Source organism: Aquabacter cavernae (assembly GCF_003993795.1).
GTDB classification, from domain to species: Bacteria; Pseudomonadota; Alphaproteobacteria; order Rhizobiales; family Xanthobacteraceae; genus Aquabacter; species Aquabacter cavernae.
Window position 1 is genome coordinate 1,315,301 of record NZ_RWKV01000008.1, and the last position, 13,659, is coordinate 1,328,959.

General features: G+C 68.4%; 12 protein-coding genes. 6 read left to right on the forward strand and 6 right to left on the reverse strand.

All coding sequences use genetic code 11. The annotated features are described in order from the left end of the window. Nucleotides 1-186 precede the first annotated feature (186 nt). Entirely contained in the window at nucleotides 187-1,122 is a 936-nt protein-coding gene (locus EJJ38_RS10675; RefSeq protein ID WP_127090041.1) for a LysR family transcriptional regulator, read from the reverse strand. 110 nt (nucleotides 1,123-1,232) lie between these two features. Between EJJ38_RS10675 and EJJ38_RS10680 the strand changes: the two genes are divergently transcribed. The 4 genes from EJJ38_RS10680 (at nucleotide 1,233) to EJJ38_RS10695 (ending at nucleotide 4,972) form a co-directional block, all read left to right on the forward strand. Continuing rightward, on the forward strand, nucleotides 1,233-2,588 hold the full coding sequence (locus EJJ38_RS10680) for an acyclic terpene utilization AtuA family protein (RefSeq protein ID WP_127090042.1): 1,356 nt from the start codon (nucleotides 1,233-1,235) through the stop codon (nucleotides 2,586-2,588). A gap of 9 nt (nucleotides 2,589-2,597) precedes the next feature. Next, a complete protein-coding gene (locus EJJ38_RS10685; protein ID WP_127090043.1) occupies nucleotides 2,598-2,957 on the forward strand; it encodes an AtuA-related protein in 360 nt (119 codons plus the stop codon). A 57-nt stretch (nucleotides 2,958-3,014) separates the two neighbouring features. Continuing rightward, a complete protein-coding gene (locus tag EJJ38_RS10690) occupies nucleotides 3,015-4,010 on the forward strand; it encodes a Bug family tripartite tricarboxylate transporter substrate binding protein (protein ID WP_127090044.1) in 996 nt (331 codons plus the stop codon). A 71-nt stretch (nucleotides 4,011-4,081) separates the two neighbouring features. Then, a complete protein-coding gene (locus EJJ38_RS10695; protein ID WP_127090045.1) occupies nucleotides 4,082-4,972 on the forward strand; it encodes an MBL fold metallo-hydrolase in 891 nt (296 codons plus the stop codon). Here the strand turns inward: EJJ38_RS10695 and EJJ38_RS10700 are convergent. The 5 genes from EJJ38_RS10700 to EJJ38_RS10720 all read right to left on the reverse strand — a co-directional run bounded on the left by EJJ38_RS10700 (nucleotide 4,969) and on the right by EJJ38_RS10720 (nucleotide 11,387). Further along, the gene (locus EJJ38_RS10700) at nucleotides 4,969-5,634 is read right to left on the reverse strand and encodes a ribonuclease HII (protein ID WP_245454217.1); all 666 of its coding nucleotides are present in this window, start codon (nucleotides 5,632-5,634) and stop codon (nucleotides 4,969-4,971) included. The genes EJJ38_RS10695 and EJJ38_RS10700 overlap by 4 nt on opposite strands. 29 nt (nucleotides 5,635-5,663) lie before the next feature. After that, on the reverse strand, nucleotides 5,664-6,533 hold the full coding sequence (locus tag EJJ38_RS10705) for a VOC family protein (RefSeq protein ID WP_127090047.1): 870 nt from the start codon (nucleotides 6,531-6,533) through the stop codon (nucleotides 5,664-5,666). 143 nt (nucleotides 6,534-6,676) lie between these two features. Beyond that, on the reverse strand, nucleotides 6,677-8,305 hold the full coding sequence (locus EJJ38_RS10710) for a CTP synthase (RefSeq protein ID WP_127090048.1): 1,629 nt from the start codon (nucleotides 8,303-8,305) through the stop codon (nucleotides 6,677-6,679). Nucleotides 8,306-8,412: 107 nt separating this feature from the next. After that, on the reverse strand, nucleotides 8,413-8,943 hold the full coding sequence (secG, locus tag EJJ38_RS10715; RefSeq protein WP_127090049.1) for a preprotein translocase subunit SecG: 531 nt from the start codon (nucleotides 8,941-8,943) through the stop codon (nucleotides 8,413-8,415). A gap of 305 nt (nucleotides 8,944-9,248) precedes the next feature. Then, nucleotides 9,249-11,387: a sodium-translocating pyrophosphatase gene (locus EJJ38_RS10720; protein ID WP_127090050.1), complete on the reverse strand. Its 2,139-nt coding sequence runs from the start codon at nucleotides 11,385-11,387 to the stop codon at nucleotides 9,249-9,251. 199 nt (nucleotides 11,388-11,586) lie between these two features. Here EJJ38_RS10720 and EJJ38_RS10725 point away from each other — a divergent pair, with 199 nt between their 5' ends. Continuing rightward, on the forward strand, nucleotides 11,587-13,005 hold the full coding sequence (locus tag EJJ38_RS10725; protein ID WP_127090051.1) for a mannose-1-phosphate guanylyltransferase/mannose-6-phosphate isomerase: 1,419 nt from the start codon (nucleotides 11,587-11,589) through the stop codon (nucleotides 13,003-13,005). Between the two features lie 81 nt (nucleotides 13,006-13,086). Continuing rightward, on the forward strand, nucleotides 13,087-13,644 hold the full coding sequence (gene rfbC, locus EJJ38_RS10730) for a dTDP-4-dehydrorhamnose 3,5-epimerase (RefSeq protein ID WP_127090052.1): 558 nt from the start codon (nucleotides 13,087-13,089) through the stop codon (nucleotides 13,642-13,644). The last annotated feature ends 15 nt before the right edge of the window (nucleotides 13,645-13,659 follow it).

The window sequence follows — 13,659 nt, forward strand, 5'->3', positions numbered from 1 at the left end:
TTATGGAGAGGGGCTTCACCATCCCGCACGCCGCAAGCCCTCTCCCGCTTGCGGGGGAGGGTTGGGAGGGGGCAGCAGGGCGCAGGCGAGCGTTCACGATCAACGTCTCAATACAAGCCCGCAAGAGGCGAACGTTTTCTCTGCCCTGCCGAAAGAAAACGCCGGTTCCGAACGCAACTCCCATCCTCAATACAGCCCCGGGATCGGCGCCCGCTTCGGGCCACGGCTGCGGGGTGGGCCGAAGCGTTCGGCGAGGAAATCCACCACCGCCCGAACGCGCGGCACCGAGGTTCGGCCGCGCAGATAGAGCAGGTAGAAACGGTCGTCGTCGGACTGTTCCTGATAATCAGCCAGGAGCGGCACCAGCGTGCCCGCCGCCAGATCCTCCGAAAGATGGAAGGTGGCGAGCCGCACCACCCCCATCCCCACCAGCGCCAGCGTGCGCAGAAGCTCGCCCTGGTCCGCCCCCACATGGTTGGGGATGTCGATGGTCTTCAGCGCCCCGTCCTCGTGGAAAGTCCAGGAGTTCCATTGGGTGCGGATGGTGAAGTTGAGGCAGCGATGCCGCAGCAAATCGTCGGGATGCTGCGGAACGCCGTGCTTTTCCAGATAAGAGGGCGCGGCGGCGATGGTCCAGGGCCGGACCATAAGCGGGCGGCCGATGAGGGAGAGTTCGGTCGGCCGCCCGCTATGGATGGCCACATCGATACCCTGGCGAGCGAAGTCGCCCCGCTCGGTGCCCAGCACGAATTCCAGGCGCAGGTCCGGATGCCGGTCCATCAGGTCCGGCAATTGGGGCGCGATGAGATATTTCGCCGTGGTGAGGGCGGTGTGGATACGCACCGTTCCCGAGACCGGGTCCGCCACCGGGCGCACCGCGCCTTCCGCCGCCTCCATGGCCGCCACCACGGCCTCGCTCGCCGCGCGGAAGGCCGCCCCTTCCTGCGTGAGGCGAATGGTGCCGTCGATGCGCTCGAACAGCCGTGCATCGAGCCGCGCCTCCAGGCGGGCGATGAGCTTGCTGACCGTGGACGGCGCCTGGTTCAGCTTGCGCGCGGCGGCGGAGAAGCTGCCCTCCTCCACCACCCGCAGGAACACCGTCATCTCGCCGAACCGGTCCATGCGCGCCCCCTGTGAATTTTCATCATAGGGCCTTTTCCGCCGGCTGCATTGCCCCTGCGCGGCGCGGATGAAGAATGGAGGAAAGACAAGACGAATGGGATGAACGCCTGATGAGCAAGACATTACGGATCGGCTCCGGATCCGCCTGGTGGGGCGACCGCGTTGAGCCGGCGGCGCTGAACGCCGCGCGCGGCGACCTCGATTTCCTCTGCTTTGAGACCATGGCGGAAGCGACCATTTCCGCCGCCCAGGTGCGCGCACGCCGCGACCCCAGCTTCCCCGGCTACGACACCTATCTGGACGACCGCATGCGCGCGGTGCTGCCCGCCTGCATGAAAAGGGGCACGCGCATCGTCTCCAACCAGGGTTGGGTCAATCCCGACGGCGCGGCGCAGCGCATCGTGGAATTGCTGCGCGAGCTGGGCATCACCGGCGTCAAGGTGGCGGCGGTCAACGGCTCCATCATCACCGACCGGGTGCTGGAGCTGACCGACACCATCCTGGAGAGCGGCGCCCCCACGGCGACGCTGGGCAACAGCCTCATCTCGGCGGAAGCGTATCTCGGCGCCGAGCCCATCGTGGAGGCGCTGGACGCAGGCGCCCAGATCGTCGTCACCGGCCGCGTGGCGGACCCGTCCTTGTTCCTCGCGCCCATGATGCACAGCTTCGGCTGGACCGCGGACCAGTATGAATTGCTGGGCGCGGGCAACGGCATCGGCCATCTCATGGAATGCGGGGCGCAGGTCACGGGCGGCTATTTCTCCGATCCCGGCTTCAAGGATGTGCCGGAGCCGTGGAATTTCGGCTTCCCCATCGCCGAGGTGGAAGCGGACGGCACGGCCGTCATCACCAAGACGCCGGGCTCCGGCGGGGCGGTGACGCTGGCGACCGTGAAGGAGCAGATGCTCTACGAGGTGCACGACCCCGCCAATTATCTCACCCCGGACGTGGTGGTGGACTTCACCACGGCGCGCCTGGAGCAGGAGGGGCCGGACCGCGTGCGCGTCACCGGCCTCACGGGCAAGCCCCGCACCCCGACCCTGAAGGTCTCCATGGGCTGCACCGAGGGCTTCATCGGCGAGGACATGTTCTTCTATGCCGGCCCCGGCGCCCTGCGCCGCGCGCAGCTCGCCAAGAAGGTGCTGGAGGAGCGCTTCAAGATCGTGAAGCTGGACGCCGAGGACATCCGCATCGACTTCCTCGGGCTCAATGCCATCCACGGCGCCGCCACCCCGGCGGATGCACCGGAGCCTTATGAGATCGCGGTGCGCGTCGCCGCCCGCACCCGCACCCGCGAAGAGGCGGCGAAGGTCGGCCGCGAGGTGGACGGCATGGCGGTCTCCGGCATCGCCCATACCGGCAAGCGCGTGCCCCACCAGGAGCGTTTCCGCGAGGTGATCGGCGTGTGGTCCACCCTCGCCCCGCGCACCGCCGTTCCCGCCACCGTGCGCTATTTCGAAAGCTGAGGCCCGACCATGACCAAGACCGTCGCGCTCCAGCACGTCGCCCATGCCCGCTCCGGCGACAAGGGCAACACCTCCAACATCGCCGTGTTCGCCTATGACGCGGCGCTCTACCCGCTGCTCAAGGACCAGCTCACCGCCGAGCGGTTCAAGACCTTCTATGGCGGCGCCATTACGGGGCCGGTGCTGCGGTACGAGGTGGACAATATCGAGGCCCTGAACTTCGTCTGCCACGGGGCCCTGGGCGGCGGTGTCTCCCGCAGCCTGTCGCTGGACAATTACGGCAAGGCCCTCTCCTCCGCCGTGCTCGGCTTCCCCATCGAGGTGCCGGACGACCTTTTCCCCCTGCTGCGCGGCCACCCGGCCGCCTGATCTTCCGACGCATGCAACGAACCGGGGCGAAGACCCCGACTGAAGGATGGAAACGCCATGATACCCAGCGCCCTGCGGGCCCGGCCGTCGCGCCGCGCCCTCCTCGTCCTCGCCGCCTTGTCGCTCGCCCTTCCCACGGCGGGCGCGCAGGCGGAGACCTATCCCTCCAAGGTCGTGAAGCTGGTGGTCCCCTATCCGGCGGGCGGCACCACGGACATCATCGCCCGTCTCATCGCCACCCAGCTCAGCGAGAAACTGGGCCAGCCCTTCGTGGTGGACAATCGCGCGGGCGCGAGCGGCGCCATCGGCACCTCGGCGGTCGCGAAATCGGCGCCGGACGGCTACACCCTGCTCATGGGCACGGCCAATACCCATGGCATCAATTCCGCGCTCCAGAAGAGCCTGCCCTATGACGCGCTGAAGGATTTCGCCCCCGTCACGGTGGTGGCGAGCACGCCCAACGTCATCGTGGTCAATCCCAGCGTGCCGGCGCAGAACCTCCAGGAGCTGATCGCGCTGGCGAAGAAGGAGCCGGGCAAGCTCAATTACGGCTCCACCAGCGCCGGCGGCTCGCCGCACATGAGCGCCGAGCTGCTGAAGATGATGACCGGCATCAACATCGCCCACGTGCCCTATAAGGGCGCGGCGCCCATGCTCACCGACCTTGTGGGCGGGCACATCCCCATCGGCTTCGATAACCTGCCCTCCGCCATGCCCTTCATCGAGAGCGGCAAGCTGCGCGCCATCGCGGTGACCACCGCCAAGCGCTGGCCGGGCGCGCCGAACATCCCCACGGTGGCGGAAACCGTGCCGGGCTATGAAGTGTCGGGCTGGTTCGGCATCCTCGCCCCCGCCGGCACCCCGCCCGCCATTGTGGACCTGCTGCAGAAGACGGTGGCGGAAGCCGTGGCCAAGCCCGAGATGCGCAAGCAGCTGGAAACCGTGGGCGCCGAGCCCGTGGCCAACACGCCCGCGGCCTTCGCCAAGCAGATCGAGGCGGACGTGGCCCGCTGGAAGACCGTGGCCGAGACCACCGGCGTGAAGCTGGATTGACCGGCGCCATTGCGCGCGGGGGATAAGTCGGGGAACGTCCGTCGAACCTCTGTTCGACGGACCCGCCTCGCATGCCTCCCGCCCTCGGTGCCACCCTGCGCATCCTTCAGCCCGCCCCCCATGTGCTCGCCTTCTATGACGGGCGCGTGCCGGGGGTGCGGCTGCATTCGCCCAAGCCCAACTGGCTGGATGACGGCGCCTATGAGGCGGGCATCGCCTCCTATGCGGTGTTCGACGGCGCCGAGGCGCTCATCTACGACACCCATATCTCGCTGACCCACGCCCGCATCATCCGCGAGACCCTCGCCGCGCGCGGGGTCACGCGCTTCACGGTGGTGCTGAGCCACTGGCACGACGACCATGTGGCGGGCAACGACGTGTTCGCCGATTGCGAGATCATCGCGAACCGCCTCACCGCCGACATCCTGGCCGAGAAGCGTGAGGCGCTGGAAGCGGCCGACCCGCCCATTTGCCCGCTCATCCTGCCCAACCGCACCTTCGAGGGGGAGATGACGCTCACCGTGGGCACGCTGCCTGTGCGGCTGATCCAGGCGGACATCCATTCCCGCGACGGCACGGTCCTCCTCCTGCCCGGCGGCCTGCTGCTGGCGGGGGACACGCTGGAAGATCCCGTGACCTATGTGGACGAGCCGGACCGGCTCGCCGTTCATCTGGTGGATCTGGAGCGCATGGCGGGCTGGGACATCTCCCGCATCCTGCCCAATCACGGGGCGGAGGAGGTCATCGCGGCGGGCGGCTATGGCCCGGGCCTGATCGCGGCCACCCAGGCCTATGTGCGCAAGCTGCTGACGGTGCGGGAGGATGCGCAGGCGCGGGGAGAGGATTTGCGGACCTTCGCGGCGGAGGGCTTCGCCTCCGGCACGCTGCGCTACTTCGCGCCCTATGAAGCCGTGCACCGCATGAATGTGGAAGCGGTGCTGAAGGCCGGCAGACCCAGTTAGCCCGCCGATCCGCCGAACAGCTTCAGTTGCTGCTCGCGCACCGGGGCGAAGCTCTGGCGGTGGTGGGGACAGGGGCCGTGGGTGCGCAAGGCCAGGGAATGGGCCGCCGTGCCATAGCCCATATGCCGCTCGAAGCCATAAGCGGGAAAAGCGGCCCCGAGGCCCGCCATCAGCCGGTCCCGCGTCACCTTCGCGACGATGGAGGCGGCCGCGATGGAGGCGATGAGCCCGTCGCCGCCGATCACCATCTCCAGCGCGCAGGGCATGGGTGGGGGATCGTTGCCGTCCACGAACACGAAGGCGGGCACCCGCGGCAGGCCGCGCACCGCGTTCGTCAGCGCCCAGAGGGACGCTTCGCGGATATTGTCCCGGTCGATGCGCGCGGGCGGGGCGAGGCACACCGAGACCTCCGCCGTGGCGCAGATCTGCGCATAGAGCGCCTCGCGCCGCGCGGCGGTGAGCTTCTTGGAATCATTGAGGCCCTGGGGCACCCGCTCCGGGTCGAGAATCACGGCGGCGGCCACCACGGGACCGGCCAGCGGCCCGCGCCCCGCCTCGTCCACGCCCGCCACCGGGGTGGTGCCGGCCGCGAGAAGCGCCGCCTCCCGCACAAAGGGAAGGCCCTCGGCGGGACGACGCCCGCCGCCGCTGCCGCGCTTCATGATGCGTCCCGCCATGGCGCCGTGCGGCCTCAGGAGGGCCGGTCGAAGATGAGCGTCGCGCCCATGGCGGCGCGGGGCGCCACCACCACCAGGCCCTCGATCTTCTCCTCGATCATGCCCCGCGCCGCGAGGCCCCGGCGCATGTCCACCGCGCCCGGCGAGACGAACCGCACGCCCGCGATGCGCAGGTCCGTGCCCGAAGGCGCGGGCACGCCGAAGCGGTCGGAGAACATGGTGCGGGTCATGATGTCGATCTCCCCGCGCGGGGTGCGGGCGATGTACCAGTCGTCGGTCGCGCGCCGCGCCGTCACCCCGGCCAGGGTGTCGATGAAGCTCACATGGTCCATGGGATGCTCGGCCACCAGAACCACGCCCGCCACGCCCGTTGTGCCATTGGCATGGCGCTGGAGATCGGGGGACCAGAAATTCTCCGGCTTGCGCTGGGTGCAGGTGAAGAAGCCCGCATTGGGGGCCGCGGGGTCCTGCGCGAAGGCGAGGGAAAAGCCTACCTCCACCTCCTGCCCGTCCGGGCGGCGGGCCATGCGGGAGAAGTCGAACACGTCGAAGCCGCCGAATCCGGCCGCCGCGAAAGCCGCCGCCTCGGCGGTCGGGTCGCGACCCTCCAGCGCCAGCATGGGCAGGCCCTCGCCGTTGCGGGCGAGGAAGTCGCGGTTGAAGGCGCCGAACGAGAAATGGCTGCCCGCACCCTCCGGAATGCGCTCCGGCTCCGCCACTTCCAGAAGCTCGATGAAGAAGCCGGGAAGCTGGACGATGCGGTTATGGGTGCCCCAGGGGTGGTGATTGCGCGGCCCCACCGTGAAGCCGATCAGGTCATAAACCTCTCCGGCCGCATCGAGATCGCGCACCAGATGCACAAGGTGATCGAGACCGCGCGGCATGGGCTGCTCCCTGATTCATCGCTGGCTTTGTGGCACGCGCGGTGAAAGGGGGGCAAGTCGCGCGGCCGCCGATGCTGCCCCGGCGCCCACGACGCTTTCAAGACCACGCCCGCGAGGGGCGTGGTCCTAGATCGCACTCTGGATCACACGAGACGGCTCTGTTCCTTGGCTGCGCCGATGAAGGACGCGAACAAAGGATGGGGCTCGAAGGGCCGCGACTTCAGTTCGGGATGGAACTGCACGCCGATGAACCAGGGGTGGGCCGGATATTCCACGATCTCGGGCAGCAGGCCGTCCGGCGACATTCCGGAGAATCGCAGGCCTTGCTGCTCCAGCCGATCGCGATAGGCGGTGTTCACCTCGAAGCGGTGCCGGTGGCGCTCCTGGATGTCCTGCGTGCCATAAACGTTCGACACCCGGCTGCCGCCCTCCAGGCGGGCCGCATAGGCGCCGAGGCGCATGGTGCCGCCCAGATCGCCGTTTGCCCGGCGCTGCTCCAGCTCGTTGCCGCGCAGCCATTCGGTGAGCAGGCCCACCACGGGCTCGGGTGTTTCGCCGAACTCGGTGGAATTGGCCTCGGGGATGCCTGCGAGATTCCGGGCCGCCTCGATGACCGCCATCTGCATGCCGAAGCAGATGCCGAAATAGGGCACCGCCCGCTCGCGCGCGAACTGGGCCGCGCGGATCTTGCCTTCCGCGCCGCGCTGGCCGAAGCCGCCGGGCACCAGGATGCCGTGCACATGCTCCAGGAAGGGCGCTGGATCCTCGTGCTCGAAGGTCTCGCTCTCGATCCAGTCGAGATTGACCTTCACCTTGTGGGCGATGCCGCCATGGGCCAGCGCCTCGATGAGCGACTTATAGGCGTCCTTCAGGCCGGTATATTTGCCCACGATGGCGATGGTGACCTCGCCCTCGGGATTGCGCACCCGGTCCTCGATATTGGTCCAGCGGGCGAGCTTGGGCAGCGGCGCCGGCTCGATGCCGAAGGCGGCCAGCACTTCCGTGTCGAGCCCTTCCGCGTGATAGGCGGAGGGCACCGCATAGATGTTGTCCACATCCCGCGCCTCGATCACCGCGCTTTCCCGCACATTGCAGAACAGCGCCAGCTTGCGGCGCTCCTCGCGGGGCACGGGCCGGTCGGTGCGGCACAGCAGGATATCGGGCTGGATGCCGATGGAGCGCAATTCCTTGACGGAATGCTGCGTCGGCTTGGTCTTCAGCTCGCCCGCCGAGGGGATGTAGGGCAGCAGCGTCAGGTGGATGAAGATGGAATGATTGCGCGGCAGGTCGTTCTTCAGCTGCCGGATGGCCTCGAAGAAGGGCAGGCCCTCGATGTCGCCCACCGTGCCGCCCACTTCCACCAGAACGAAGTCGAAGCCGTCATTGCCGTCCAGGACGAAGTCCTTGATGGCGTTGGTGACGTGGGGAATGACCTGGACGGTGGCGCCCAGATAATCGCCGCGCCGCTCCTTGTTCAGGATGTCCTGATAGATCTGGCCGGTGGTGACATTGTCCCGCCGCGTGGCCGGGCGCCCGGTGAAGCGCTCATAGTGGCCAAGGTCGAGATCGGTCTCCGCCCCGTCATCGGTGACGAAGACTTCGCCGTGCTGATACGGGCTCATGGTGCCCGGATCGACGTTCAGGTAGGGGTCCAGCTTGCGAAGCCGGACGGTGTAGCCGCGCGCTTGAAGAAGCGCACCCAAAGCGGCTGAGGCGAGGCCCTTGCCCAAGGAGGACACGACGCCGCCGGTGATGAAGATATAGCGCGCCATGGGCTTTCACTCTAATCCGTGCAAACGCGATTCGGCGAGAACGAAGCGCAGGAACGCCTCGTTTTCGCCTGTGGAAACCTGACGCGGCGGATAACCGCCGCGTCTGATCACTGGGGCTGAGGAGCCGGGGTGGCCGGAGCGGGCGCCGAAGGCGCGCTCTGCGGCGCGGGCGCCTGGGATTCGGGAGCCGGGGTCGCAGGAGCCTGCGGCGCGGGCACCGGAGCAGACGACGCGGGAGCGGCCGGCGCCGGGGCCGGAGCGGCCGGCACCTGGGGCACCGGCACCTGCGAGGCGGGAGCCTGGGGCGCGGGCGCCTGCGGACGGATCTGGTCGAGAATGCTGCCGCCGGTGGGCACCGAGGGGCCGGACGGCGCGCCGGGCTGGTTCAGCAGCGCGGGGGGCGTGCGGCCCCAGCCGGCCATGACGGTCAGCGTGAGACTGGTGACGAAGAAGATGGCCGCGAGAACGGCCGTCGCGCGGGTCAGCACGTTGGCGGTGCCGCGAGCGGTGAAGAAGCCGCCGCTGCTGCCTCCCCCGCCGCCGATGCCGAGCCCACCGCCCTCAGAGCGCTGGATGAGCACGACGCCAATAAGGGCAAGCACCACCATCAGGTGAATGACGATCACGACTGTCTGCATGGATTCCATCGTCCACGCGCCGCATGGGGCGCGCACCAAAGCAATTCGGGCGCGTTCGTACACGATCGGCCGCGCGATTGAAAGGGCGGCGCCCCTGCATGGGACGCCGCACAGAAATGCGAAAGGGCGGGGGATGGTGCAGACGCGGCTCTCGCGGGCCCTCGTCCGGGCTGCAGTCCCGCACGTCTTTCCCCTCCCCTCCCCTCCCTGGCGAGCGGGAAAGGGAGGAACGCCCCGCATGGGGAACGCCGCGCGATTCTATGCGCCGCGCGCCCCGTGGGGCGCGCGGCGCAAGCCCCCTCCCCTCAATGCCCCATCACCGCCAGCATCAGGAGCGCGACGATATTGGTGATCTTGATCATGGGATTGACCGCCGGCCCGGCGGTGTCCTTGTAGGGATCGCCCACCGTATCGCCGGTCACCGACGCCTTGTGGGCGTCAGAGCCCTTGAAGTGGCGCACGCCGTCCTTGTCCACGAAGCCGTCCTCGAAGGACTTCTTCGCATTGTCCCAGGCCCCGCCGCCGGAGGTCATGGAGATAGCCACGAACAGGCCGGTGACGATCACGCCCAGCAGCATGGCGCCCACCGCCGAGAAGGCGGCGGACTTGCCCGCCACGCCCCCGCCCGCCACCACATAGATCACGTAGTAGCAGACGATGGGCGAGAGCACGGGCAGCAGCGAGGGGATGATCATCTCCTTGATGGCCGCCTTCGTGAGCAGGTCCACGGCGCGCGAATAGTCCGGCTTGTCGGTGCCCGCCATGATACCGGGCTTCTCGCGGAACTGGCGGCGCACCTCCTCCACGATGGCTCCGGCCGCCCGGCCCACCGCCGTCATGCCCATGGCGGCGAACAGGAAGGGCAGCAACCCGCCGAACAGCAGGCCCACCACCACATAGGGGTTCTCCAGCGAGAAATTGGGCGTCACCCCGGCGAAATAGCTGCCGGGCGCCGCCTGGGCGATGAAGTATTTCAGATCCTGGCTATAGGCCGCGAACAGGACCAGCGCGCCGAGGCCCGCCGAACCGATGGCATAGCCCTTGGTGACCGCCTTGGTGGTGTTGCCCACCGCGTCCAGGGCATCGGTGGCATGGCGCACCTCCGGGGGAAGACCCGCCATTTCCGCGATGCCACCGGCATTGTCGGTGACCGGCCCGAAGGCGTCGAGCGCCACCACCATGCCCGCCAGCGCCAGCATGGTTGTGGCGGCGATGGCGATGCCGAACAGGCCCGCGAGGCCATAGGCCGCGAGGATGCCCGCGATGATGATGAGGGTGGGCAGCGCCGTCGCTTCCAGCGAGACGGCGAGGCCCTGGATGATGTTGGTTCCGTGCCCCGTGACCGAGGCCTGGGCGATGGAAACCACGGGGCGATAGCCCGTGCCCGTATAATATTCGGTGACGACCACGATGCCGCCCGTCACCAGCAGGCCCACGAGGCCGCACAGGAACAGCATGGTGCCGGTCATCGGCCCGCCCGCGATGGGGCCCCAGCCCGGCAGCAGCCAGGTGACCAGCGCCAGCGCCACCACCGAGAAGGCGGCCGAGGCGATGAAGCCCTTATAGAGCGCCCCCATGATGGACGAGGTGGGGCCGAGCTTCACGAAGAAGGTGCCGGCGATGGAGGTGAGGATGCACGCCCCGCCGATGGCCATGGGATAAAGCAGCATGGCCGAGAGCGCCGGGGTGCTTCCGAAGAAGATCACCGCCAGCACCATGGTGGCCACCAGCGTCACCGCATAGGTCTCGAACAGATCGGCGGCCATGCCCGCGCAGTCGCCGACATTGTCACCCACATTGTCCGCGATGGTGGCGGGGTTGCGGGGGTCGTCCTCCGGGATGCCCGCCTCCACCTTGCCCACGAGGTCGCCGCCCACGTCCGCGCCCTTGGTGAAGATGCCACCGCCCAGGCGCGCGAAGATGGAGATGAGCGAGGCGCCGAAGCCGAGGGCCACCAGCGCGTCCACCACCGTGCGGCTGCCCGGCGCAAGGCCGAGCCCGAAGGTGAGCACGCCGAAATAGACGGCCACCCCCATGAGCGCGAGGCCCGCCACCAGCAGGCCGGTGACCGCGCCCGCCTTGAAGGCGAGATCGAGCCCCCCCGCCAGCGAAAGCGTCGCCGCCTGGGCGGTACGCACATTGGCGCGCACCGACACGTTCATGCCGATGAAGCCCGCGAGGCCCGAGAGAATGGCGCCGATGGCGAAGCCCACCGCCACCAGCCAGCCGAGGAAGAGGCCGACCAGGATGAAGATGACCACGCCGACAATGGCGATGGTGGTGTACTGGCGCTGCAGATAGGCACGCGCCCCCTCGGCAATGGCCGCCGCGATCTCCTGCATGCGCGGCGTTCCGGCATCGGCGGCCATCACGGCCCGCCCCGCCCATATTCCGTACCCCACGGCGAAAAGACCGCAGACGATGATCAAGATGAGAGCCAGCATGAAACCCATCCCTGTTTTGGCGTTTCCCAACCCGTTTCAGGTTCTTGTTTATGGTCGGGAGTGTGAGGGGTGCGCCCGAAAGTCGCAATGGCCGCTGCCTGCAATTTCATCATTTCCAGCCCGCGCTGGACGCCTCGCGCGCGCTATGCCAGTAGCTGGGATCGGCGCACAGGCGCGCCGCTGACCGTTGGGGGCTCGGATGCAGGCGGAAAAGATCGTTCCGGTCATTCTGGCGGGGGGAACGGGCACCCGGCTCTGGCCGCTCTCGCGCAACAGCCTGCCCAAGCAGTTCCTGGCGCTGGCCTCCGACAAGACGCTCTACCAGGAGACCCTGCTGCGCACGCCGCCGGGGCCGGACTTCCTGCCGCCCGTGGTCATCACCAACGAGGAATTCCGCTTCTTCGCCCTGCGCCAGGCGAGCGAGGTGGGCATCGAGGCGAGCGTGGTGCTGGAGCCCACCCGGCGCGACAGCGGCCCCGCCTTGATCGCCGCCGCCGCCGTGGTGCGCGAGCGCTACGGGGAGGATGCCCTCATCCTCGCCCTGGCCGCCGACCATGTGGTGCTGGACCCGGAGGGCTTTCGCGCGGCGGCGCGGCTGGCGGCGCGCGTGGCGGCCGGCGGGCGCATCGTCACCTTCGGCATCACCCCCAACGCCCCGCGCACCAGCTACGGCTATATCCGCCTGGGCGCCGCTTTGCCCGAGGGCGGCAACGTGGTGGACGCCTTCGTGGAGAAGCCGAACCTCGCCACGGCCGAGCGCTATGTGGCGGATGGCTACGTCTGGAACTCCGGCAACTTCCTCTTCCCCGCATCGTTGATGATCGCCGAGGCGGAACGCTTCGAGCCGACGCTTGCGGCGGCGGCCGTGGCGGCGGTCGAGAGCGCGCGGAAGGATCTCGGCTTCATCCGCCTGGACACGGCGGCCTTTTCGGCGGCCCCCGCCAAGTCCATCGACTTCGCGGTGCTGGAGCGCACCGACCGCGCCGCCGTGGTGGCGGGCGATTTCGGCTGGTCGGACATCGGCTCCTGGGACGCGGTGCGCGAGATCAAGACCGCCGATGCGGACGGCAATGTGGTGGAAGGGGCCGCCGAGCTGCTGGACAGCCACAATTCCTACATTCGCTCCGAAGGCCCGCTGGTCACCGGCATCGGCCTGGAAGGCGTCTCGGTGGTGGCCACCGACGACGCCATCCTCGTCATGCCCTCCGACCGCAGCCAGGACGTGAAGGCGCTGGTGGCGGCGCTGAAGGCGGACCGCCACACGGAAGCGGACGAGCACCGCAAGATCCACCGGCCCTGGGGGACCTACGAGACCATCTGCCGGGGCGAGCGGTTTCATGTGAAGAAGATCATGGTGGAGCCGGGTGCAAAGCTCTCGCTCCAGAAACACCATCACCGCTCGGAGCATTGGGTGGTCGTTCGCGGCACCGCCGAGGTGACGGTGGGCGAGCGGACCTTCACGGTGCACGAGAACGAATCCACCTACATCCCGCTGGGCGAGGTGCACCGCCTCGCCAATCCCGGCCGCATCCCGCTGGAGCTGATCGAGGTGCAGACCGGCTCCTATCTGGGCGAGGACGACATCGTCCGGCTTGAGGACATCTACAACCGGTCGTGACGATGCGTTCACCTCAGATTGACCTTACAGAAGCGCCCGAGTAACGTCCGCGCCGCTCAGCCAAAAGAGATTTGCACGCCCATGACCGCTTTCGTGCGCCTGGAGATTCCCGAGGTCATCCTGGTGACCCCGGCGCGGTTCAACGACCCGCGCGGCTATTTCAGCGAGAGCTATGTGAAGGCCCGCTGGGAAGCCAATGGCGTCGTCGCCGACTTCATGCAGGACAACGAGTCCCTCTCCGAGCCGGTGGGCACCATTCGCGGCCTGCACTTCCAGGCGCCGCCCTTCGCCCAGGCGAAGCTGGTGCGCGTGGTGCAGGGCGAGGTGTTCGACGTGGCGGTGGACCTGCGCAAGGGCTCGCCCACCTACGGCAAATGGTGCGGCGCCACGCTCACCGCCGAGGGCCGCGAGCAGCTTTTCGTCCCGCGCGGCTTCGCCCACGCTTTCTGCACTCTCGTGCCCAATACGAAGGTGCTCTACAAAGTGGACAGCCCTTATGCGAAGGACTGCGAGGGCGGCATCGTCTGGGACGATCCGGACCTCGCCATCACCTGGCCGGTGGCGGAAGCGATCCTGTCGGACAAGGACCGCGTCCTGCCGCGCCTGAAGGATTTCGACAGCCCGTTCGACTACGCCTGAGGGCGCGGGCGAACG

Bases quoted from the DNA above. Each gene is read 5' to 3' on its own strand.
- EJJ38_RS10690 (WP_127090044.1), top strand. From the start codon at position 3,015: ATGATACCCAGCGCCCTGCGGGCCCGGCCGTCGCGCCGCGCCCTCCTC.
- EJJ38_RS10720 (WP_127090050.1), bottom strand. From the start codon at position 11,387: ATGCTGGCTCTCATCTTGATCATCGTCTGCGGTCTTTTCGCCGTGGGG.
- EJJ38_RS10695 (WP_127090045.1), top strand. From the start codon at position 4,082: ATGCCTCCCGCCCTCGGTGCCACCCTGCGCATCCTTCAGCCCGCCCCC.
- EJJ38_RS10685 (WP_127090043.1), top strand. From the start codon at position 2,598: ATGACCAAGACCGTCGCGCTCCAGCACGTCGCCCATGCCCGCTCCGGC.
- EJJ38_RS10700 (WP_245454217.1), bottom strand. From the start codon at position 5,634: ATGAAGCGCGGCAGCGGCGGCGGGCGTCGTCCCGCCGAGGGCCTTCCC.
- rfbC (WP_127090052.1), top strand. From the start codon at position 13,087: ATGACCGCTTTCGTGCGCCTGGAGATTCCCGAGGTCATCCTGGTGACC.
- EJJ38_RS10705 (WP_127090047.1), bottom strand. From the start codon at position 6,533: ATGCCGCGCGGTCTCGATCACCTTGTGCATCTGGTGCGCGATCTCGAT.
- EJJ38_RS10675 (WP_127090041.1), bottom strand. From the start codon at position 1,122: ATGGACCGGTTCGGCGAGATGACGGTGTTCCTGCGGGTGGTGGAGGAG.
- secG (WP_127090049.1), bottom strand. From the start codon at position 8,943: ATGCAGACAGTCGTGATCGTCATTCACCTGATGGTGGTGCTTGCCCTT.
- EJJ38_RS10680 (WP_127090042.1), top strand. From the start codon at position 1,233: ATGAGCAAGACATTACGGATCGGCTCCGGATCCGCCTGGTGGGGCGAC.
- EJJ38_RS10710 (WP_127090048.1), bottom strand. From the start codon at position 8,305: ATGGCGCGCTATATCTTCATCACCGGCGGCGTCGTGTCCTCCTTGGGC.
- EJJ38_RS10725 (WP_127090051.1), top strand. From the start codon at position 11,587: ATGCAGGCGGAAAAGATCGTTCCGGTCATTCTGGCGGGGGGAACGGGC.